Annotated in this window: 19 protein-coding genes; 8 read left to right on the forward strand and 11 right to left on the reverse strand. The window is 67.1% G+C overall.

What is annotated here, in order from left to right:
- Positions 1–55: 55 nt before the first annotated feature.
- The 3 genes from DAAJ005_RS17350 (at position 56) to DAAJ005_RS17365 (ending at position 3,143) form a co-directional block, all read left to right on the forward strand.
- Complete coding sequence (locus DAAJ005_RS17350; protein WP_151848186.1) at positions 56–1,039, forward strand: aldo/keto reductase; 984 nt, start codon at positions 56–58, stop codon at positions 1,037–1,039.
- Between the two features lie 304 nt (positions 1,040–1,343).
- The gene (locus DAAJ005_RS17360) at positions 1,344–1,844 is read left to right on the forward strand and encodes a GNAT family N-acetyltransferase (RefSeq protein ID WP_151848188.1); all 501 of its coding nucleotides are present in this window, start codon (positions 1,344–1,346) and stop codon (positions 1,842–1,844) included.
- A 66-nt stretch (positions 1,845–1,910) separates the two neighbouring features.
- Complete coding sequence (locus DAAJ005_RS17365; RefSeq protein ID WP_151848189.1) at positions 1,911–3,143, forward strand: AAA family ATPase; 1,233 nt, start codon at positions 1,911–1,913, stop codon at positions 3,141–3,143.
- On the opposite strand, the gene DAAJ005_RS17370 is transcribed toward DAAJ005_RS17365, so the two are convergent.
- The 3 genes from DAAJ005_RS17370 to DAAJ005_RS17380 are packed head-to-tail and all read right to left on the reverse strand — an operon-like array spanning position 3,140 to position 5,496.
- A complete protein-coding gene (locus tag DAAJ005_RS17370; RefSeq protein ID WP_151848190.1) occupies positions 3,140–3,613 on the reverse strand; it encodes an isoprenylcysteine carboxylmethyltransferase family protein in 474 nt (157 codons plus the stop codon). The two genes, DAAJ005_RS17365 and DAAJ005_RS17370, sit on opposite strands and share 4 nt — an antisense overlap.
- Before the next feature lie 9 nt (positions 3,614–3,622).
- On the reverse strand, positions 3,623–4,336 hold the full coding sequence (locus DAAJ005_RS17375) for an ABC transporter ATP-binding protein (RefSeq protein WP_151848191.1): 714 nt from the start codon (positions 4,334–4,336) through the stop codon (positions 3,623–3,625).
- Complete coding sequence (locus tag DAAJ005_RS17380; protein ID WP_151848192.1) at positions 4,336–5,496, reverse strand: ABC transporter permease; 1,161 nt, start codon at positions 5,494–5,496, stop codon at positions 4,336–4,338. The genes DAAJ005_RS17375 and DAAJ005_RS17380 overlap by 1 nt, the downstream gene beginning before the upstream one ends.
- Positions 5,497–5,764: 268 nt before the next feature.
- Here DAAJ005_RS17380 and DAAJ005_RS17385 point away from each other — a divergent pair, with 268 nt between their 5' ends.
- Positions 5,765–7,033, forward strand: a complete 1,269-nt coding sequence (locus tag DAAJ005_RS17385) for a DUF4127 family protein (RefSeq protein ID WP_151848193.1) — start codon at positions 5,765–5,767, stop codon at positions 7,031–7,033.
- A 49-nt stretch (positions 7,034–7,082) separates the two neighbouring features.
- Here the strand turns inward: DAAJ005_RS17385 and DAAJ005_RS17390 are convergent, their stop codons facing one another.
- The 5 genes from DAAJ005_RS17390 to DAAJ005_RS17410 all read right to left on the reverse strand — a co-directional run bounded on the left by DAAJ005_RS17390 (position 7,083) and on the right by DAAJ005_RS17410 (position 14,691).
- Positions 7,083–10,397 (reverse strand): EAL domain-containing protein, encoded by a 3,315-nt coding sequence (locus DAAJ005_RS17390; RefSeq protein ID WP_151848194.1) that lies wholly within the window; start codon positions 10,395–10,397, stop codon positions 7,083–7,085.
- A 117-nt stretch (positions 10,398–10,514) separates the two neighbouring features.
- Positions 10,515–11,420 (reverse strand): DMT family transporter, encoded by a 906-nt coding sequence (locus DAAJ005_RS17395; protein WP_151848195.1) that lies wholly within the window; start codon positions 11,418–11,420, stop codon positions 10,515–10,517.
- A 7-nt stretch (positions 11,421–11,427) separates the two neighbouring features.
- A complete protein-coding gene (locus tag DAAJ005_RS17400) occupies positions 11,428–12,168 on the reverse strand; it encodes a glucodextranase DOMON-like domain-containing protein (RefSeq protein WP_151848196.1) in 741 nt (246 codons plus the stop codon).
- 423 nt (positions 12,169–12,591) lie between these two features.
- The gene (gene proB, locus DAAJ005_RS17405) at positions 12,592–13,683 is read right to left on the reverse strand and encodes a glutamate 5-kinase (protein ID WP_151848197.1); all 1,092 of its coding nucleotides are present in this window, start codon (positions 13,681–13,683) and stop codon (positions 12,592–12,594) included.
- A gap of 45 nt (positions 13,684–13,728) precedes the next feature.
- Positions 13,729–14,691 (reverse strand): LysR family transcriptional regulator, encoded by a 963-nt coding sequence (locus tag DAAJ005_RS17410; protein ID WP_151848198.1) that lies wholly within the window; start codon positions 14,689–14,691, stop codon positions 13,729–13,731.
- Positions 14,692–14,841: 150 nt separating this feature from the next.
- Here DAAJ005_RS17410 and DAAJ005_RS17415 point away from each other — a divergent pair, with 150 nt between their 5' ends.
- Positions 14,842–16,074, forward strand: a complete 1,233-nt coding sequence (locus DAAJ005_RS17415; protein ID WP_151848199.1) for a hypothetical protein — start codon at positions 14,842–14,844, stop codon at positions 16,072–16,074.
- 3 nt (positions 16,075–16,077) lie between these two features.
- Here DAAJ005_RS17415 and DAAJ005_RS17420 read toward each other — a convergent pair whose 3' ends face one another.
- Entirely contained in the window at positions 16,078–17,205 is a 1,128-nt protein-coding gene (locus DAAJ005_RS17420) for an N-acetylmuramoyl-L-alanine amidase (protein ID WP_370519741.1), read from the reverse strand.
- Positions 17,206–17,421: 216 nt separating this feature from the next.
- Between DAAJ005_RS17420 and DAAJ005_RS17425 the strand changes: the two genes are divergently transcribed.
- Positions 17,422–18,078, forward strand: a complete 657-nt coding sequence (locus DAAJ005_RS17425) for a hypothetical protein (protein ID WP_226342512.1) — start codon at positions 17,422–17,424, stop codon at positions 18,076–18,078.
- Between the two features lie 6 nt (positions 18,079–18,084).
- On the opposite strand, the gene DAAJ005_RS17430 is transcribed toward DAAJ005_RS17425, so the two are convergent.
- On the reverse strand, positions 18,085–18,567 hold the full coding sequence (locus DAAJ005_RS17430) for an RrF2 family transcriptional regulator (protein WP_151848201.1): 483 nt from the start codon (positions 18,565–18,567) through the stop codon (positions 18,085–18,087).
- A gap of 51 nt (positions 18,568–18,618) precedes the next feature.
- Positions 18,619–19,473, reverse strand: a complete 855-nt coding sequence (locus tag DAAJ005_RS17435) for a DUF1028 domain-containing protein (protein ID WP_151848202.1) — start codon at positions 19,471–19,473, stop codon at positions 18,619–18,621.
- 31 nt (positions 19,474–19,504) lie between these two features.
- On the opposite strand from DAAJ005_RS17435, the gene DAAJ005_RS17440 reads away from it, so the two are divergent.
- Together DAAJ005_RS17440 and pyrF are read left to right on the forward strand one after the other, a co-directional pair.
- Positions 19,505–20,218, forward strand: a complete 714-nt coding sequence (locus DAAJ005_RS17440) for a 3-keto-5-aminohexanoate cleavage protein (protein WP_226342513.1) — start codon at positions 19,505–19,507, stop codon at positions 20,216–20,218.
- Between the two features lie 135 nt (positions 20,219–20,353).
- On the forward strand, positions 20,354–21,163 hold the full coding sequence (pyrF, locus tag DAAJ005_RS17445) for an orotidine-5'-phosphate decarboxylase (RefSeq protein WP_151848203.1): 810 nt from the start codon (positions 20,354–20,356) through the stop codon (positions 21,161–21,163).
- The last annotated feature ends 25 nt before the right edge of the window (positions 21,164–21,188 follow it).

Genomic DNA, 21,188 nt, shown 5'->3' on the forward strand with positions numbered 1-21,188 from the left:
TCACTCTAATTGCTGACCGTCCACTACCTTCTTCATGCCGCGCTATAACCCCTGAATGCACTACCGCACACTTGGCAAGACCGGCTATGACGTGTCCAGCATCAGCTTTGGGGCGTGGGCCATCGGCGGCACCTGGGGCGAGGTCAGCGAGGCCGACGCCATGAGCGCCCTGCATAAAGCTTTAGACCTGGGCATCAATTTCTTTGATACCGCCGACGTGTACGGCGATGGACGCAGCGAACGTCTGATCGCCCGGCTGAGGCAGGAGCGCCCGGAAACCTTTTACGTGGCAACCAAGGCCGGACGCCGTTTGGACCCACATGAGGCGGGCGGTTACAACGCCAGGAACCTGCGCGGCTTCATCGAGCGCAGTTTGCAGAATCTGGAGACCGAGACTCTTGACCTCCTCCAGCTCCACTGCCCGCCGCCGGAAGTGTACGAGCGCGATGAAGTGTTTGGCGTGCTAGACGACTTCAAAACGGAAGGGCTGCTGCGGGCCTACGGCGTCAGCGTGGAAACGGTGGATGAGGCGCTGACCGCCATCAAGCACCCCAACGTCTCTACAGTCCAGATCATCTTCAATATCTTCCGCTTCAAGCCTGCCGAACAGTTCTTCGCGGCGGCGCGCGAGGCCAATGTGGGCATCCTGGCCCGTGTGCCCCTGGCAAGTGGCCTGCTGACTGGCAAGATGACGGCCCAAAGCAGCTTTGCCCCCGATGACCACCGCAGTTTCAACCGGCACGGCGAGGCGTTCGACAAGGGTGAAACCTTCTCCGGCGTGGATTTTGAAACGGGTCTTAGGGCGGTGGATGAGTTGCGCCCGCTCGTGCCTGCTGGCATGACGCTGGCCGAGTTCGCCCTGCGCTGGATTCTGATGTTCCCCGAAGTGAGCTGCGCCATTCCGGGGGCCAAGAACGCTGCCCAGGCCGAGGCCAACGCCCGCGCCGCCGATCTGCCGCCGCTGAGCGAGGACACGATGCGCGGGGTGGCAGATGTATATGACCGCCTGATCCGGCCCCAGGTTCAGGACCTGTGGTGAGCCGCTTTTCGGCTTGATATGGCCGACGCCCACCGCCAGCGCCAGAAGCTCTGTGCCAACTGCGGCCAATTCGCTCCGATCATGTACCGGGTCATTCGCAGGGCGGCGGAAGGCTGGGTGTTTTTATGCCCGGTGTGCCGCCGATTGACTGACAACAACAACCTGGAATACCGTTATGGCGGCACCTGGAAAGCCGAGAAAGGACGGTAGCGTTTCTCACAACTGCGGATGGCGTTGCTGGCCCCATCAGCAAGGGTGGGGGCCGTCATGACCAGACTGTAAACCGCATCGCTTACGCTGGACCATGACCATCCGCCCCGCCATTCCAGCCGATACCCCCGCCATTGCCCACATTCACGTCACCAGTTGGCGCGAAACGTACGCGGGCCTGATGCCGGACGACTTTCTGGACCGCATGACGAACGAGGAAACGCAGCGGCGGCGTGAGGGAGGCTGGGAACGGACCATCTCCCAGAAGCTGGAAACCGTGCTGGTGGCCGAACAGGACGGGGTTATGGTGGCCTTCGGCTCCGCTGGCCCAGCCCGCGATCATCCGGGTTACGAGGCGGAATTGATGACGCTGTACGCCCTGAAGTCTGCCCAGGGGCGCGGGCTGGGGCGGGCGCTGTTCACGGAAATAGTGCAGCAGCTCAGGGCAGACGGCTTTCAGAATCTGGCCCTGTGGGTACTGGATGCCAACCCCACGCGAGAGTGGTATCTGCGCCAGGGCGGACGCGAGGCGGGCGAAAAGACCGAGGGGGAACTGCGCGAGATGCGAATCGTCTGGGACACCCTGCCGGGCTGACGCCGCAGCCTGCGCGTGGCCAACCTCCGCCCCGCCGATGTGTCAACATCACTGCTTAACCCGCCCATGACCGATCTCTCCCTCCTCCACCTCCCCTCTCCCGCCGTCATCGCTTTAATCGGCGCACCTGCTGCGGGCAAAAGCACCTTTGCGGCGCGGCATTTTCAGCCCGAAGAAGTGCTGTCAGGCGACTTTTCGCCGGAGCTGGAGCGCAGGCTTGCACGCGGCGAACTGAGCGTGGTGAACGCCCCCCTGACCCGCCCAGACGAACGGCGGCGCGTGCTGGAGGCGTCCCGCGCCCACGATCTGCCCGCCGTCGCCATTGTGCTGGATCTGCCCCGGCAGGTGCTGGAGGAACGGGCAATACAGATGGAACTGGACCCCGCCGCCGTCCTCACCGACTTTGCCGAGTTGCGCCGCACGCTGGGCGGCTTGCAAAAAGAGGGTTTTCGTCAGGTGTACGTTCTGCGCTCGGTGGCCGAGATTAATGACGCACAGATGGTGCGCGTGCCCTTGCCCCCGGATCGCCGCGATTTGCCCGGCCCCTTCGATTTCATCGGCGACGTGCATGGCTGCCTGCCCGAACTGCTGGGGTTGCTGGGCAAACTCGGCTACAGCGTCAGCAGTTCAGAGGTCGCGCCGCCAGCGGGCCGCACTGCCGTCTTTATGGGTGATCTGACGGACCGAGGGCCAGACAGCGCAGGCGTGCTGCGCGTGGTCATGGGCATGGCGGCGTCGGGCGCGGCGCTGTGCGTGCCGGGCAACCACGACGAGAAACTGGCCCGCGCGCTGGACGGCAAGGCAGTCAGGGCCATGCACGGCCTGGAAGGAACGCTGGCCCAGATGGACGCGGCGGGCGAGGACTTCAAGGCGCAGGCCCGTGCCTTTATCGGCAGCCTGTCCAGCCATCTGGTGCTGGACGGCGGGCGAATTGTTGCGGCGCACGCTGGACTGCCTGAGAAGTATCAGGGGCGGATAGCCAGCCGGGTCCGCAGTTTCGCGCTGTACGGCGACGTGGACGGCAGCCGCGATGAGCTGGGGCTGCCGATCCGCCGCGACTGGGCCGCCGAATATGGTGGAGAGGCCATTGTGGTCTACGGTCACACGCCCGTCGCCGCGCCTGTCTGGATTAACCGCACGGTGGACATTGACACAGGCTGCGCTTTCGGCAACGCACTGACGGCATTGCGCTATCCCGAACTGGAATTCGTCAGCGTCCCTGCCCGCCAGATTTACACGCCCCCACCCCGCCCTTTGCCCTTGCTGGGGCCGGGAACGGGAACGCCAGAGCTGGGTTAAATCACCCCTGGCACGAATCGTTTTGTCCGTTTGCGGTAGGCCGCGTAGTCGGGAAAGCGCACCAACAGCGCCTTTTCCTCACGAGCCGATTTAAAGTGAAACAGCGGGGCGAGGGCGGCAGTCCAGCCCAGCGCCCCCGGACTGCCCCGCAGGACGCCCCAGCCCAGGCCCAAAGTCAGCAACCCGCTGTAAATCGGGTGACGGACATGGGCATACAGCCCCGTCGTGACCAGTTCCGACGTATCCAGCGGCTCCGGCAGAGGGCTGAGGTTGCGGCCCAGCGTGCGCCCACTGCCCATGACGACTGCGCCGCCCAGTCCCATCAGGGCCAGACCCGCCGTTTTCTGAACGACGCCAACCTCGCTTCGCTGCCGTCCGCTCAGGGCGACTAATGCCAGCAGCACAAACTGCGCGGCCACCAGATCGCCGCCGCGCTGGCGAAAGCTCTGGAGACGATTCTGAGGATTCATGCGCGAATCCTATCCCGCCGTCACCACGCCGTCGCGCACGCTCAGGCGGTAATTTGCCAGCGCCGCCACCTCCAGATCGTGGGTGATCAGGACCACGCGGCGGCCCTCGGCGGCGGCCCTGGTCAGCAGCGACAGCACCAGTTCTCCGGTCTTGCTGTCCAGATTCCCCGTCGGCTCGTCGGCCAGCAGGATGCCAGGATCGCGGGCCAGGGCGCGGGCGATGGCCACGCGCTGCGCCTCGCCGCCCGAAAGCTGGTTGGGCAGATGTCCGGCGCGGTTTTCCAGGCCCACCAGGGCCAGCAATTCCCGCGCCCGCGCCCGACGTTCTTTGGGCGGCAGGCCCGCCAGCGTTAGAGGAAACTCCACGTTCTCCTGTGCGCTCAGGATGCTGACGAGGTTGTGGTTCTGGAACACGAAGCCGTAGTGCGCCAGCCGGAAATCGGCCCGCGCGGGTTCAGAAAGGGTGGTCAGGTTAACGTCGCCCACCGCCACATGCCCGGTGCTGGGCGAGTCAAACCCGGCCAGCAGATTCAACAGGGTGCTTTTGCCGCTGCCCGACGGCCCCACCACTGCCGTCATCCCCGGCGGAAAGGTATGCGTGAACGGGGCCAGCGCCTGCACCTGCCCCTCGCCGCTGGGGTAGACGCGCGACAGGTTTTCAACGTGCAGGGGCGGCGTGTTGGTGGCCTGAGCCTCGGCCTTTTCTCTCGTTGCGACAGTCATCAGACCCTCCCCAGCGCTTCGGTGATGTTCAACTTACTGGCGGTGCGGGCAGGCAATAACCCCGACACCAATCCCAGAAACAGGCTGATGCCCAGCGCCAGCAGCACCAGCCGGGGCGTCAGCGCGGCGGCGTCGATTCCGGCCAGTTGCTGGGTGTACAGGTTGACGCCCCAGATGCCCACCAGACCCACGATCACGCCGCCTACACCGCCCACCAGCGACAGCAGCAGCGATTCGCTGAGCACCAGCGCCCGCACGAAGCCGGGCCGCGCCCCGATGGCCCGCAAGGTGCCGAATTCGCGGGTGCGCTCAAAGACGCCCATCATCACCGTGTTCGCCACCGCCAGCCCACCCACGATCAATGAGATCAGCGAGATGCCGAAGCGCACCGCGTCGCTGATTTTCAGCGCCCGTTCCACAAAGCTCAGGAAGTCCGACTGGGTGGAGGCTTCCAGGTCCAGTTTGTCGGACAGCGCCGTGGCCACCTCACGCGCTTGACGGGGATTGTCCAGTTTGACGGCCACCAGGGAGACGCGGCCCTCTGCACCCTCCGACTTTTGCAGGGTGTTCAGCGGCAGGAAGATGAAGTTGTCCACCAGCCCGGATTCGGGGGCCAGCACGCCCACCACTTTCGCCTGGTTGCGTCGGTTGAGGTTGAGGGTGCTGCCCACCTTGAGATTCAGGTTCTGCGCGGCCTTTGCGCCCGCAATGGCTACCCCTTTGCCCTCGTCGGCGGCAGTAAAGGCGCGGCCCTGCGCCTCCGATGAATTGGGAAACACCGCCCCGATGCCCTGCGCAGCAGGCAGGCCATACAGCACGACGCTCTGCGATACGTCCAGACTGCCCCGGATGGTCATCACCACCGGGGTCACCGTTTTAATCCCCAGTTCAGAGGACAGCGCCTGGATATCGGTCACGGCCTTGTCGGGCAGGTTGGGCTGCGGCGCAAAGCCCTGCGTGAAGCCGCTCAGGCTGACCTGAATATCCGGGCCGATACCGCCCAGTTGCTCCACAAACACCTTGCGGATGCCCTCGCCCAGCGACAGAAAAATGACCATGCTCGCCACTGCCACCGTGATCCCCAGCGCGGTCAGGCCGGTTCGCACCCGCCGCCGCGTCAGCCCGCGCCACGCCAGTCCCCACAAATCCGTCCATTTCATTGCCCTCAAGGTACGCCCCAGGGGCCGGGGCAGATGGTACGCAGTGCGGAGGTGTGGGGAAAGGGGGATTGGAAGTCTGGGGAGACTGGCACGGAAAATTTTCAGTCGGCCTCGCTCTCAGCTCCTTTTCAATGGAAAGTGGCACAGAGCGCCGGACTTGCAGTGTCAGGCTCGTAGAGCTGCGTATCAGAGGGATCAAACCGCGAACAGACATCCCAAAACTCTGCCTCCAAAACCCCCTCTCATCCCCCCCCGCTAGCCTGCTCCCATGTTTCGTCCTGCTGTCCTGCTGTCCATCCTGTTCGCTGCCCAGGCCGGGGCACAAACGCTGCTCCCGCTGGATTCACGGCCCGCGACACGGGTGCTGCCCGCCCTGATCGCGGGCCTCGGCGGCGGCGTACCCCACGTCCCGCCCGCCGTGCTGCTGGGCAACGCTGGACAGGAGGCCAACCCGGCGCTGCTGGCCGCGTGGCTGAACATGCAGCCCACAGACGGTCCGCTGATCGCTTCGCTGGACGCGCTGGCCTACGGCGGGCTGGTGCAGTCGCGCAAAAGTCCGTTGAGTGCGGCACAGGCGCTGGCCCGGCTAGAGCCTCTGCACGAGTGGCACACGCAGACCGGGCAGCCCATTTACGCCTTCATCGCCCTGCCGCGCGAGCCGGACGCCACGGACCGGGCACGCAATCTGGCGGTGGCGCGGGCCATGCTGGACTGGGCCAGCTCTGGTGTCCTGGCCCAGTTGGACATCACCTGGGACGACGCCCTGCCCGGCAGCCCGGCCCCGGCAGAAGGTGCGACGCTAGCAAAGGAAGCGGCAGATAGGGGCCTGACGAACGTGCGCGTCTACCCCGGCGCGGACGAGGTGCTGTCCATGCTGGTGGCCCGCGCGCTGGCCCCACAGCTTAAAACCGTGCGGGTGGAGTACAGCGATCCAAAGGCGGCACAGGCCGTCATCAGGTACGAGGGCATTCCGCTGACGCAGAGCGCGGCCAACCACGCGGCGGGCAGCGGCTTTACCGTGGTGGAGTCGGACGCCGATCTGACCCTGTACGTGTTCAACGGTGGCGATCCGCGCAAATCTGCCCTGCGAATCAGCGCCCTGCTGCGGCGCGGGCCAGTGGCAGTGGCGGACGTGGAAAAGGTCAACCTGGGCAACTCGCGGCTGTGGGCTGATCTGACCACCCTGCGCCAGCACGCCAATCTGCGGGCACTGGCGGCGTGGGGAACGCCGGGCAACAACCTTGGCTCGGCGCTGGCCCATGCCAGACTGGCCCTCAACAATCCCGATCCACTGCGGCAGGACGCTCTGCTGGCCCGCGAATACGCCAACGACGTGATCTACAGCACCGAACTGCGCGCCACACTCCGCAAGGCCGTACCGGAAAAGGAGCTGGACACGCCGCAGGGACAGGCCGAACTGCTCAAGCTAGCGCAGTCCTACTTTCCGCTGCGAATCGGCAACGAATACGTGCTGGACGCCGCCGCCCTGCCGTGGGGCCGCTCGTTCGAGTGGGATTTCGATTTGCAGACCCGCTGAAGCTCTGGCTCAACAGGTGATCCATTGGGCGCGGTCAATTATGGGCCGCTCAGTCGCGTGGTCCCAGCAGCGCAGCCGGGCCAGCCCGCAGTAATTTCAGGGTATCGGCCAGTTCCAGGGGCCGGGCGAACAGGTAGCCCTGGCCCCAGCGGCAGCCCAGGCGGAGCAGGTGATCGCGCTGCACAGGCGTCTCGATACCCTCGGCGATCACCTCCACATTCAGGGTGCGGGCCAGCAGCAGCACGGTCTGCACCACCTTGGCGCTGACCAGATCCTCGCCCAGCCGGGCGATAAAGGCCCGGTCCACCTTCAAGGCGTCCACCGGAAAGCGGTGCAGGAACGCCAAACTGGAATACCCGGTCCCGAAATCGTCGATGTGGATGCGGACGCCCAGGCCGCGCAATTCGGTCAGGGTGCGGGCGGCCTCATCGATATCCAGAATCAGGGCACTCTCGGTAACCTCCAGATGCAGCCGCGCGGCGGGAAAGCCGGTGTCGTCCAGAATCCGGCGCACCGTCCCCACGAAGCCGGGGCGCAGGAACTGCCGGGTGGACACGTTGACCTGGAGCGACGGGAGAGGGAAGGTGGCTGGGCCAGCCGGGCCAGAGCAGGCCGGATCAGGGCCGGAGGCAGCCTGAAAGGTGCGGCAGGCCGCCTCCAGCACGAAGGCCCCCAGCTCGGAGATGATCTCCAGTTCCTCGGCCAGCGGCACAAATTCATTGGGTGGCACTGCTCCAAGCTGCGGATGCTGCCAGCGCAGCAGGGCCTCGTAAGCGCCGATCCGGCCCGTTTGGATGTCCACGATGGGCTGGTAGACCAGCCGCATCTGGCCGCGCCGCGCCGCCTGCGCCAGATCGGCCTCAAGCTGAAGCTGACGCAGGGCCACCGCGTGCATCTCGGGCCGGAAGGTCACCACCGGGCGAGATGGGTCACGCTTGGCGCGGTACATGCTCAGGTCCGCGTCGCGCAGGATGTCGGCGGGCGAGGCGTGGTGCAGTTCGCCCGGCGCGATGCCGATACTGACGCTGACCCCCACCGAGCGGCCCTGGACCGTGAACGGCGAGATCAGGCGGGCCTGAAGGCGCGCGGCGGCGGCCTCCACCGGTCTCAGGTCACCTGGCGGCAGCCCGCACATCAGCACAGCGAACTCGTCGCCGCCCAGCCGGGCCACCAGCGCGTCGTCCATGCAGGCTTTCAGACGCTCGGCAAATGCCTGGAGCAACTGGTCCCCGGCGGTATGGCCCAGACTGTCGTTGATCACCTTGAACCGGTCCATGTCTAGGTACAGCACCGCGTAGTCCGGCTGCCCGGTCTGGCGGGCCAGTTCCATCTGCTCTTCCAGGACACTGTACAGACGGTCCCGGTTGAACAGCCGGGTCAGCGAGTCGTGGGTGGCCGCCCACAGCAGCCGCGCCTCGGCCTCCTGCCGCGCCGTGACATCCCGCGATGAGGACAGGTACTGGTGCGGCAGGCGTGGGCCGCCGGTCTCGGCTGGGCCGTCCGGCTCGATCCTGCTGAGACTGACCTCCAGGGTCAGGTAATGGCCCTCCCGGTGGCGCAACCTGAGCAGGATGGAGAGTCCCGGAGTCTGACCCAGTTCATGCAGGTTGACGCGGTCTTCCGGCTGCATCAGGGCTTCGGGAGAAGTGCCGATCAGCTCGGCTGGAACGTAGCCCAGCAGCCCGTGGACACTGGGGCTGACATAAGTGAAGTCGCCGCCGGGCCGGTGCAGACAGACCAGATCGTTGGTGTACTCGGCCAGCAGGCGGTACTGGGTCTCGCGCTCCCTGACCTGCGCGTGCAGCCACGAGCGTTCCAGCACCTGTTGCAGGTAGCCGCCCACCGAGCCGATGATCTGAGCGTCCCACGGCCCAAGCGGCTTGGCGCTGCCAAAGGTCTCGACGTTCAGGACGCCGATCACCTGCTGGCCACGCAGCAGCGGCACGCACACTTCCGAGGTGATGCCCTCAATGGCCAGCACCGCTTCCGGGTCCCGGCTCAGGTCCGGGACCCACTGCGTCTCGCCGCTGCGGCAGGTCCGGCCCATCACGCCCTGGCCCAACGGCAGGCGCTTGATCACCTCGGCGTACCCCACCTGATCCTGCATGACCAGCACGTCCCCGTCCAGCAGATACACGCTGACGTGCGAGTACCCGAAGGTCTCACGCAGCCCACGGGTCACTGCCCGGACGCTTTGGGCGGTATCCAGTCCAGCGCCGAACGAGGTCCGTAGGCGGTGCAGCAGGTCCAGCGCCCGGCGCTGCCGCTCCGTATCGGCGTGCAGCCGCTCGCGCTCCAGGGCCTGCCCCAGCCAGGTGCCCAGCGTCGCCAGGGGGCGCAGGTCCTGCACGCCCAGGTGCCGGGACTCACATTCCACGTCCAGCACGCCCACCACGCGCGTGCCGTCCAGCAGCGGCACGCAGATCTCGCTGATCACCCCCGGCAGCATGGAGATGTAATCGGGGTCCTGGGTCACGTCCGGCACCAGCGCAGGCTGACCGCTGCGGGCGACCCGGCCCGCCACGCCCGTATCCACCGGGTGCCAGGTGTCCCACTGGCCCTGCCCGGCGCTCTCGCGCAGCACCAGCACGCCCCCCGCCAGCGCGTCCCCTTCCAGCACAGCCCCTTCCAGCACACCGATGGCCACATGCTCGACCTCCAGCAGCTCGTGAATGGCCTGGGTGATCTTCCCGAACAGCTCATGCTGGCTGCCCGAGTACGCCACCGCCCGCCACGCCCGCTCCAGCAGTTCCACCTCGCGCTGCGCGGCGTTCAGGGCGCACTCCAGGTCCAGCCGGTGCAGCGCTGCGGCCAGCAACCCGGCCTGCGCCTGTGCCAGCGCCAGCAGCGGCGCGGGCGGCACGTCCACAGGCTGGCCCGCAGCCCCATCCACGGGCTCGAGGTCCAGATGCAGCGCCCCGCGCACCACCCCGCCCAGCTCGACAGGAACGGACAGCGAGAGGAAAGGTCGGGAAGACACTGCGCCGCTCAGGGCCTGCACAGCATCCGGGGCCAGCAGCGCCGCGTAGAGACTGGGGGCATCGAACAGGCGCTCAGGCTGCGGCAGGTGCGCCAGCAGTTCGGCGGCGCGGCGGCCCAAGGCCAGCGGCGTGGCCACGATGGGGGCAGACTCAGCCTGGGTAGGGACAGGTTCAGCCTGGGCCGCCAGCGCAAAAGTGCCACTCTCGCCAGTCAGGAACAGCCGCGCCGCCACCACCGATTCCAGCTCCAGCATTCCTGCCAGCGGCCCCAGCAGGACGTCTGGTGCAGACCCGGCCCCCGGTCCCGCCACAGGAACGGCAACGTCGGTCTCTTGCTGTCGGGGAAAAAAACTCGGCGGCTGAGGGTGCATGAGAATCTTCATGTATGGTAGCGCACCGTTCTTTCTGAACAATCACTGCCCTCTCGACAACGGTTGCCTGCCGAATGATCATTGCGGCGCGGGCAGGCAAAGCTCAGGACGCCGATCAGGAATCCACTGCTAGCGCCCGCGCGTCGGCGCTTTTTTTTCCACACTCAGCAGCAGCGCCGCGCCGATCACCAGCGCCGCCCCCAGCAGGGCCAGGGCGGCCAGCCGCTCACCGAACAGCAGCGCCGCCAGCCCGGCGGCCACCACCGGCTCCACGCTGGCGATCACGCTGGCGCGGGTGGCGTTCAGGCGGCGCAGGCCTGCGCTGTACAGCAGGTATGCCAGATACGTGGACAGCACCGCGATCCCTGCCAACCCGCCCCACGCGGAAGCCGACTTGGCCGCGAAGCCCGCCGAGGCCACGAGGGGTAGCAGCCCCAGCGCCCCCACCGGCAGCGCCACGCCCAGCAGCGCCGGGGTGCTGTAGCGGTGAAAGAACGCCTTGCCGTACAGGTAATACAGGCTATATGTAAAGCCTGCGGTCAGCCCGAAGGCCAGCGCGGGCAGCGTGACATTCACGCCCTGTCCGCCGCCCAGGCTGATCAGGGTGATCCCCAAAAGCGTTCCGGCAATCGCCAGCCACTCGCGCCCACCGGGTTTCTCCTTCAAAAAGGCCCAGCCCAGCAGCGCCACGAAAGCCGGGGCGGTGTACAGCAGCACCGAGGCCAGACTGGCCCCACCCGCCCTGACCGCCAACTGATACGTGCCGTAAAAGATGCTGACCCCGGCAATCCCGAAGGCCGCCGTGATCCACAGGTCACGCCCACGCGGCAGGCGGCTGCGCGTCAGGGCCGCGTGCAGGGCGTACAGCGCCCCGCCCAGCAGCGCCCGCCAGAAGGCCACCTCCAGCGGGGCCACACCCTCGGCCTGCACGCCCTTGCCGAAGATGCCCAGCAACCCCCACAGGCACGCGGCAGCCAGGATCAGCAGCGGTGCTGGAACAGATGGGCGGGCCGGAATTGCAGTCTCCGCACTCATGGACGGGTCACCTGCGCCGCCAGATTGCCAACGTCGCTGCCACGGTCAGCAACAGGGCCAGCCCACCCAGCCCCGCCAGAATCAGACTGGCGCGGTCCCGCGTGTCGCCCACCGGGGCCAGGGTGTTATCGGTAAAGGCGCGGGTGTCCCCGGCGGGTGCCAGCACATCCACGGGCGTGGGCGCGTCCGCCCGCCCGGTCTGGAGGCTGCCGGGGCCAGTCCCGCCCGTGGGCTTCAGGACCCCGCCCGCCGACAGCGGAGTGTAAACGCTGCTGGTCACCCAATATGCGTAACTTCCAGCGGGCACGGCGGCGTCGATGACCAGTCCGGTGCCTTCGATCTGCACGGTGGGCACGGCCAGGCGCTCGGTCTGCTCCCCGGCATCGTCCGTTCGCTCCAGCGTGCTGCCGTAACCGGTCACGCGCAGGTGATAGTGCCAGCCCCCACTGCGCGTCCGCAGGCCGGTGTCCGCCAGCGCCGTCTGGCCGCCAGGACCCGTCTTGATAAAAATGTCGGTGACCCCCGCCGAGAAGCCCGAAGGCGCATTCCAGGGGTTGCCAATCTGCCCCAGGCTGACGGTAAAACGCATGCCTGTTGCCTGCGGCGCAGCGCTGAACGAGCGCAGGTCCAGCGCGTCCTCGGTCACGGCGGGCTGGCGCGGCAGGATATAGCCGCCGTCCCCACGCGCGTCCCCCGCCGGATCGGGAACGGTCAGCAGCGAGGTGGTGAGCAGCAGCAGCAACAGCACAGGGGGAAGTATAGAGGCGGGGTGTGAAATGCGGGGGCCGGGACCGGGCTGAACCGAGGGAACCAGAAGCAGGGCAGGCTACGCCTGTCACCCCCTCTCCTGCGGAGCTGTACCAGTCCCAGCCTCCCCCGCAAGTGGGGAGGAGCAAAAAGCCGTGTCGATTAGCAAAACTTATTGACGCCATTCAAACCGTCAACGGCTAACCCGCCCCCCAATGAAACAGCAACCGAAGGCCGTCGGGCGCGTAGCGCACGGGCCGCACGCAGCGTCGCGGAGCAGGGCATCAGACCCGGAGGCTGCCGCCCTCTTCCCCCTACAAAGTCCATAAACCCCTGCCTAGCGCAGCGCTGCTCCCCCTGGGGTAGGGGGCTGGGGGGTGGGGCTGCCCGAATAACCAACCCGGAATTTCCCCGCCCACAGCTTCTACAGCCGAACCAGATCGTCCCTATGCACCGCTTCCGGCCCATAGGTAAAGCCCAGCAGCGCCTCAATCTCGCGCGAGTGATGCCCCGCGATGCGACTTAAATCCGCCGAGGCGTAACGCGTCAGCCCACGCGCCAGTTCCGCGCCGCCGGGGCCGATCAGGCGGATGGTCTGACCGCGCACGAACTCGCCCTCCACGCGCCGGATTCCAGCGGGCAGCAGGCTGGAGCCGCGTTCGGTCACCGCCCGCGCCGCGCCGTCGTCCAGATGCACGCGGGCCGGGGAAATCTCGGCCAGAATCCAGCGTTTGCGGGCTTCCAGGCGCGAACCGGCAGCCAGAAAACGCGTGCCCAGCGCCTCGCCACCCACGATGCGGGCCAGCGCGTCCGGCGCGTCGCCGGGGGCGATGACCACCGGGGTTCCGGCGCGGGTGGCGATCTCGGCGGCCTGGATCTTGGTGTGCATCCCGCCCGTGCCCCGGTGAGAGCCTGCACCCCCGGCCCGCGCCCAGACTTCCGGCGTGACGCGCTCCACCAGGGGAATCAGGGTGGCGTCTGGGTCTGTGCGAGGATCGGCGGTGTACAGGCCCGGTGCGTCGGTCAGGATCACCAGCAGATCGGCGTCCACCAGATTTGCCACGAAGGCCGAGAGGGTATCGTTGTCGCCCACCCGGATCTGCTCCAGCGCCACGGCGTCGTTCTCGTTGATGATCGGCAGCACGCCCCGGCTCAGGCAGGCGTCCAGCGTGGTGCGGGCGTTGAGGTAACGGGTACGGTCCCGGAAATCGTCGGCGGTCAGCAGCACCTGCGCCACGTTCACGCCGTACAGCTCGGCCAGCAGGGCGTACAGGTGCATCAGGCGGCCCTGGCCCACCGCCGCCAGCAATTGTTTCTCGGCCAGCGTGCGGTCACGCGGCGGAAAGGCCAGGGCCTCCCAGCCCGCCAGCACCGCGCCGCTGCTGACCAGCACCACCTGATGCCCGGCAGCCTGCACCGCCACCATGCCGCGCATCAGGTCCACCAGACGCGGGCGGCTCAGGCGGTCCCCCCCTGCCGTCAGGACGCTGGTGCCGAGTTTCAGGACAACGCGCATGGGAGGCAGTGTACGGGGCGCAGGGCAGTCTGACCGTCTGAAGGTCTAAAAGTCTGCGGGCCGTGTTCCCGCGTCCCCAAAACGAATCAGATGCGCCTGCCGTCCCGCCGCTGCCCGCAATGCTCCTGGCGACAGCACGGCGTCCCGGAAGGCGTCAATCAGTGGCGAAACCTCCTGCTGACCCCGGCGGGTCACACTGCCGATTGACCTCCACAGCGGCGTGGGCAGTGGATAAGCGCGCAGGTGGGAGGGCAGCGGCACGAAGACCAATCCGGTCAGCACCGTGAACCCGTGCCCCTCGGCCACCCGGCCCAGCGCCACCTGCGGGTCTTTGAGGCGTACGGCGGGCGTGGGCGGCTGCGAATGCCGGGCCACATGCGCAGCGATAAACGGGGCGCAGTCCTCCTCGCAGACGATATACGCGGCGCGGTGGAAGTCGGCCCAGGTGCGGATGGGCGGGGCGTGGGCAGACGCGATGATCAGGTATTCGTCGGCCAGCAGTTCGCGCGTGTCCAGTTCGGGGTGCATCGGCAGGCGGCCCAGGCCCAGATCGGCCTCGCCCGCCCGCACCAGCGCCTCGATCTCGTCATGCTCGCCGGAGGTGTCGCGCACCACCACCTCCACATCCGGGTACAGGTGATTAAAGGCGTTCAGCGCCGGGGTGATGAACTGCCGGATCACGCTGCGGCACGACACCACGCGCAGGATGCCGCCGAGTGGGGCCGGGAGAAGGGTCATGGCGTGCAGGGCGTCGGCAGCATTGCGGGCGTGGGCCAGCACCCGCGCGCCCGCCGCCGTGGGCCACGCGCCGTGGCGGCCCCGCTGGAAAATCCGCACGCCCAGCACCGTCTCGGCGGTCTGCACGGTATGGCTGACGGTGGACTGCGCCAGCCCCAGCCGCAGCGCGGCCTCGCTGAAGCTGCCCGCCTCGGCCACACCCAGCAGCACGCTGAGGTGGGCGCTGCCCAGTGCAGGCAGAGCGGGACGAGAGGGTGGTTCAGCGGTCATGGCCGCAGTCTAGAGGCTTCCATCGAATTTCCCGATACAAGGTCCAGGGGGATCGGCTCTGTGCGTTGTTTCCGCCCGAAGCGAGGACCAGAATGCATGAAACACCCCTGCTGACCCGCCCTTCAACTGTTCCGATCTCAGGAGGCCACCATGTCCACCCCCACTGCCTACCCCCGTTTGATTTTTCTATGCCTCACTCTGCTGGGCAGTGCCCATGCAGGCGGCAATGAAGCCCCAGTCATTCAGAACATGGTGACGCTCACCCCACCCCCTGCCGAGGCCACGCGCCCGCTGCGTGAACTGCAACTGGCCGCCGCCCCGGGCGGCTCCCTCGTGCTGGCGCTGCTAAATGATGCGGGGCAGGCCGACAGCGGTAAGGGCTTCTACGAATCGCGCAAGGTGCGGGTGTGGCGCAGTACGGCGAACGGCTGGGAGTTACTGCGAGGCGGCCTGCCCGGCGGCGTGCTGAATTACGATGTTCCGCGCCCCGCCTCCAATATCGATCTGGCGCTGGACGGCCAGGGCACGCCGATCCTGGTCTGGAACGAGAACTACGGCGACAACGACGTGGTGGTCTTCCGCGCGTATCAGGATGGAAACTGGACCCGGTGGCAGCCACGCTACCTGGGCGACGATCTGCCCTACGCCGCGCGCACCCGCTCGGTGGTGGCGCAGAACGGCGAACCCGTTTTCGCGTGGGGCGAGTCCCTCCGCAATCCCTACGGCAGCCGCCTGAGCGTGCGCCGCTGGGACGAGGCGGCAAAAACCTGGACGCGCAGCCCGGCCTTCAACCAGATCAGCGTTTTCTCGCGTACCCCCGCGCTGGGGCTGAACGGGGTGGGGCAGCCGACGGTGGCGTGGCTTCAGGGCGAGGTGCTGGAGAGCAACGTCTTCGTGAAGCGCTGGAACGGTACGGCCTGGGAGGCGCTGGGCGGCAGCCTGAACCGCACGCCGGACCGCTATCTGGCTTCCACGCGCCTGAAACTGGACGCCCAGGGACAGCCCACCGTGGCGTGGCTGGAAGACCTGAACGGCAAGGACGCGCTGTATGCCTCGCGCTGGGATGGGCAACAGTGGCAGGCGCTGGGCGGGGCGGTCAGTGCGAATTACGCCACCTCCCCTGCCTTGGCACTGGACGCGAATGGGCAGCCAGTCCTGGCCTGGGTGGAAGAACGAGGGGGCACCGGGCAGGTGCATCTGGCGCGTTGGCTGGGTGGGCGCTGGCAATATTCCGGCGTGGTGAACCTAGACCCCCAACACGACGCCCGGTCTCCCAGCCTCGCGGTGCTGCCGGATGGAGGGATCGTGCTGGGCTGGCGCGAGGACCTGAACGGCGTGTACGGCGTGCAGTTGCGAAAGATTGGAGGGAAAACCTCTCCCTGACCCCTACTGCGTGTTCAGGAAATCCAGAATGGCCCGCGCCAGGCCCTGCGCGACCTTTTCGCGGTAGGCCGCCGTCGCCAGCCGGGGTCCCTCGCTGGGGCTGGAGCCGAAGCCGATCTCGGTCAGGATGGCGGGGGTGGTGGGGTTGCGGATCACGTAGAAGGCGTCCGTCTGCACGCCCCGGTTGACGGCCCCGGTGTACTGCACCAACCGCGACTGCACCTTCAGGGCCAGTTGCCGCGAGAACGACAGCTTGGCCTGCGCCACGATGTCGCCCAGCAGGCCCTGGGCGCTGTTTGCCGCCTTGCGGGTCAGCTCCTGGCCCACACTGCCGCCGCCGTTTTCCTGCACGGCGCGGCTGCGGTCACTGCCCGCCAGCGGCTGCCCGAAGTAATACGTCTCGATGCCCTGCGCCGAGGCCCCGCCCGCGTTGACATGAATGCTGATATACGCGCTGACCTTGCCGGTGGTGGCCAGCCGTGAGCGGGCGTCCAGATCGGTGCGCTTGTCGGCACTCAGGTCAGTATCGGCGGTGCGGACCATCACCACATCCACGCCATGTTTGATCAGTTCGGCGCGGGTTCGCAGGGCCACGTCCAGCGTCACGTCCTTTTCACGCAGCCACTGGCTGGTCATGCCGGGATCGACGCCACCGTGCCCGGCATCCAGCACCACACGGGGACGGGTGACGGTGGAAGAGGCCGCCGGTCTGCTGGAAGTGGAAGCCGCCCGAACCGATGCCTGCGCGGCGGCAGTGGTGGGCACGTCGATAACCAGTCGCGCTGCCGCCGTTCCGCTTCTGGGCAGCACGCTGACCCTGGTTCTGGCCGCGCTGACACTCCCTGCCAGCGTGAGGGTGACGGTCTTGCCCGACACGTTGTAAAACTTGACGCCCGCCGCATTCAAGGCTCCCTTTTCAGTCTTGAGGGTGGTGCTGAGCCTGACGGTGACGCTTTGCGCCGCCCTGCTGACCGTGGAGGTGGCGTTGCCCGGCAACTCGAACACCAGCCGCGTGAACCCGTCGTGCGATCCCACACGCGGGGCGGCGTCAGCGCGGGGCAGGACCAGAAAGGCACACAGAAGTGCAACGATCTGAAGAAGCCGGGAGGAACGCGTGGTCCCTTGGCGCACAGCAACCTTATGGACTGGACCCCGGCAGCGTGGACCCCAGCGAATTGGGAACGGAAGAGACAGTAAAGACGAGGAGATCACTGCCCCGGAGTGTAACGCCCCCGTCCTGCTCGGCGATTGAAACCCCATGAGAGCGCACGGGCACCGTGGCGGCACCTGAATCAGGTCTGACTGGTCCACTCACGCCACTCAGGCACGGGCCGTTACGGTGGAAGGATGAAATTCCCCTCCTCGTCCCTGCTGGCCGCCGCCGCACTGGGCCTGCTGACCCTGAGTCCGTTCACGGGCGGGCAGGCGGTCACTTTCGGTGGCCTGAACGTCACGCCGCGCGGGCCGCAGAACCTGAATCTGGACACTGGCCTGACCGAACTGCCGCAGGGCGGCACCGCCACCGACAGCAAGGGCGGCCTGAAGCTGGTGGCGGGTGCCATGACCCTGAACCCCGGCAAGACCCTGACCGCCCAGAACGCCGTCCTGACCACCAAGCAGGGCGGGACACTGCGGGCCGCACAGGTGATCTATGACCTTAAATCCTCCACCGTGACCGCCACGGGCAACGTGACCTACAACGACGCCCGCTTTAAAAACCTGAGTGCGCCGCGCGTGATCCTGAATGTGGGCAGCGCCTTCGTGACCGCGCTGGGCGGCGTGAAGGCCGACGGTCCTGCCCTCAGCGGCACGGCGCTGGTCTTCGATCTGAACACCATGCAGGCCGTGCTGACCGGGCCATACACTGCGAGGCAGGGAACGCTGAATGCCTCGGCGGACGCGGCGGGACGGCTGCTGCTGGTCTTTGGGGGCAATCAGGTGGTGCGCTCGTCGACCAGCCCGGACGCGGCCACGCTGGGACGCTTCACGCCTTACCTAAAGTAAGGAACGCTACGCGTTTGGCTTGAGCAGATGCCCCAGGCAATGGCCGTAGCTGACGCCCTGGCGTGAATCGGCCACCAGATCGGCCACGCTGAATTCCTGCAACACGCCCAGCATGGCGTCGCGCATGCGGGTATAGACGGTGGCGCGGACGTGGCACCTGCCCTCCTCCGGACAGGCCTCGTGCCAGTTGAGACTGATACAGCTCAGCGGCGCAACCGGGCCGTCCACGGCGCGCACCACCTCGCACAGGCTGATCAGGGCGGGCTTGCGGGCCAGCGCGTAGCCGCCGCCGATACCCTTCTTGCTTTTCACCACGCCCTTGTTGCCCAGTGCCGCCAGGATGCGCACCAGATACGGGCGGTGAATCCCGGTGGCCTCGCTGATTTCCTCGCTGGACACCCAGCGCGCGGCGTCCCCTGGCCCCGGAGAATGGGTCCCCAGAAAACCCAGGGCCTGAAAGGCGTACACATCGGTGGCCGAAAGGCGCATAGAGACAGTCTAGAGCAGATGTGATGGAAGAGGCTGTCTGGACCGCTCCTGTCAGTCCCCGAAGTGCTGCCGCAGGTACGCCAGCGCCACCGGATCGAACTGCCCGCCTGCTGCCCAGCGTTCCTCCAGATTCTCGGTGCCGTACAGCGCCCAGGCGGCGGCCTCGGTTTCGGCGTCCCAGGGACCGTCCGGCAAGCTGGAGGCGTGGCCCTGCCGGATCAGCAAAGCACGCAGCCAGCCCAGTTCATCGGCACTCAACTCGCGCGTTTCCGTGGGTCTGCCGAACAGCAGATCAAAGGTATCCAGCAGACGCTCCAGCTCGGCGCAGGGTTCGGCGTGATCGTCGGCGCGCAGATTCACCCAGTCGTCGGTCAATCCGCCATACCCCCGCCCCGGCCCGGCGCACAGCAGCGCGGCAGACTGGCGGCCCCGTTTGTCGCCGCCCGCGCTATCCCCGGCACGCAACGCGGCCAGCAGACGGCGCGGCAGGGGCTGACCCAGCGCCGCATTCCAGGCCGCGTGCATAGCCTCCGCCACTTCCGGCCCGGTCAGGATGTTGCCCTGGATCGCCACGTCCGCCTCTGCAATCCCGCCCGCCCAAGCGTGGCAGCCGGGGCCAGTGAAGGTCACGCTCTGTCCGTCTGCGCCCACGATGCCGAACTGACGCTGGGCGATGTCGGAATCGTCGGTCTGAAAGCGGGCGCTGACCTGCTGCGGCGACAGGCCACTGGCGAGCAGACGCAGCCCATCGGGGCCGAAGTTGGGATTGACGTAACTCTGGGTGGCCACCGCGCCCACACCCGCCCGCACGAATGGCACCAGCGCGCCCACCGCCAGAAACTTGCTGGCCACCGCCACGCCGATGTCCCCGGTTGCCGCGTCGCGCCCCACGATGGAAAAGGTCATACGGAAAGCTAGCAGGCTTTACAGTAACGGGGTGTTAAAAGCGGCCCTGAACGGCAACCGGACCCTCAGCGAGCATCCCCGAATTCCTATCACGCCCCAGCAACTGGCGCAGGATGCACGCGCGGCGGTGGAGGCGGGCGCGGACGCCCTGCACCTGCATCCCAGAAACGCGGTGGGGGCGGAAAGTCTGGAGGCGAAGGATGTCGCGCAGGTGCTAGAAGCCGTGCGCGCCGCGTGCCCCGGTGTTCCCGTGGGCATCTCAAGCGGCTGGTGGATTCTGCCGGACACAGAAGCCAGACTGGCCGCCGTGCGCGCCTGGACGGTCCTGCCCGACTTCGTTTCCGTCAACTGGCATGAACAGCAGTCGCCCAAACTGGCAGAGCTGTTGCTGGAGCGTGGCATCGGCGTGGAGGCGGGACTGTGGACGGCGGACGAGGTGCGGAGATTTCTGGACTGGCCCCGGCGAGGTGAAGTGCTGCGCCTCCTGCTGGAACTGCCCGACAAACCCATCCGCGACTACAAGGCCGGGCTGAGGGAGATGTTCGCCCTGCTGGACGCCTCTGATCTGGATAAACAAGTCGTCTTGCACGGCCTGGGCGAGAGTGCTTGGCCCCTGCTGCGCGAGGCGGGGCGGCGCGGCCTGAGCACCCGTATCGGCCTGGAAGATACGTTGCTACTGCCCGGCGACTTCGCGGCTACCGACAATGCCGAGCTGGTGCGCGTGGGGCGGGAAATGCTGGGGTAAGGGCTTCGCCCGTCTAAAGGTCCAACCATCTAAACGTTCAGAGGCCACAAACCATCTACCTCGCTTGAGCGTTCAGACCCCCAGACTTCGAGACGTTCAGACGGCGCAGCCCCTGCAAGTGTTACCCTCGCCACGATGCTCACCTTTGCCCAGGCCGTGACCGAGCGCACCCGCCGACTGAACACCCGCCTATGCGTGGGCCTAGACCCGCGCCGGGACGCCTACCGCGACACCGCCCACCTGAAAGCCCACACGCTGGAGGTGCTGGAGGCGTGCGCCCCCTATGCCGCCTGCATTAAGCCGCAATTTGCCTTTTACGAGGCGCTGGGGCTGGAAGGCTTCGGCATTCTGGAGGAGGTCTGCGCCGCTGCCCGCACGCTGGGGCTGCCCGTGCTGCTGGACGCCAAACGCGGCGACATCGGCAGCACAGCTGGAGCTTACGCGCGGGCGTGGCTGACCGGGCGGCACGCAGGGGCAGCGCTGACAGTCAACCCGTTTCTGGGTTTTGAAACGCTGACCCCTTTTGTGGACACGGCGAATGAAAACGGCGGCGCAGTGTTCGTGCTGGTCAAGACGAGCAATCCCGGTCAGGCCGATTTGCAGGGCAGCGGCGTGAGCGAACGGGTGGCGGTGGAAGTGGCGCGGTTGAATGCCGAGGAACCAGACGGGGAATACGGTTCAGTGGGCGCGGTGGTAGGCGCGACGCACGCGGCGGACCTCGCCACCTTCCGGGCACTGATGCCGCGTGCGCTGCTGCTGCTGCCGGGGCTGGGCGCACAGGGCGGAGTGGCCGCAGACCTAAAGGGAGCCTTCCACGCAGGCGGCACGGGCGCACTCGCCAGCGCCAGCCGGGGCGTGCAGTACGCGGCTGGGCTGGATGTGGCCGCAAGTGTAGCGGCGGCACGGGGGTTTAGGGATGAATTGAATGGGGTGCTGGGGGATTGAATGTCAAACCGTCAAAAGGTCAAAC

The sequence above is a fragment of the Deinococcus sp. AJ005 genome (assembly GCF_009017495.1).
Taxonomy (GTDB): Bacteria; Deinococcota; Deinococci; order Deinococcales; family Deinococcaceae; genus Deinococcus.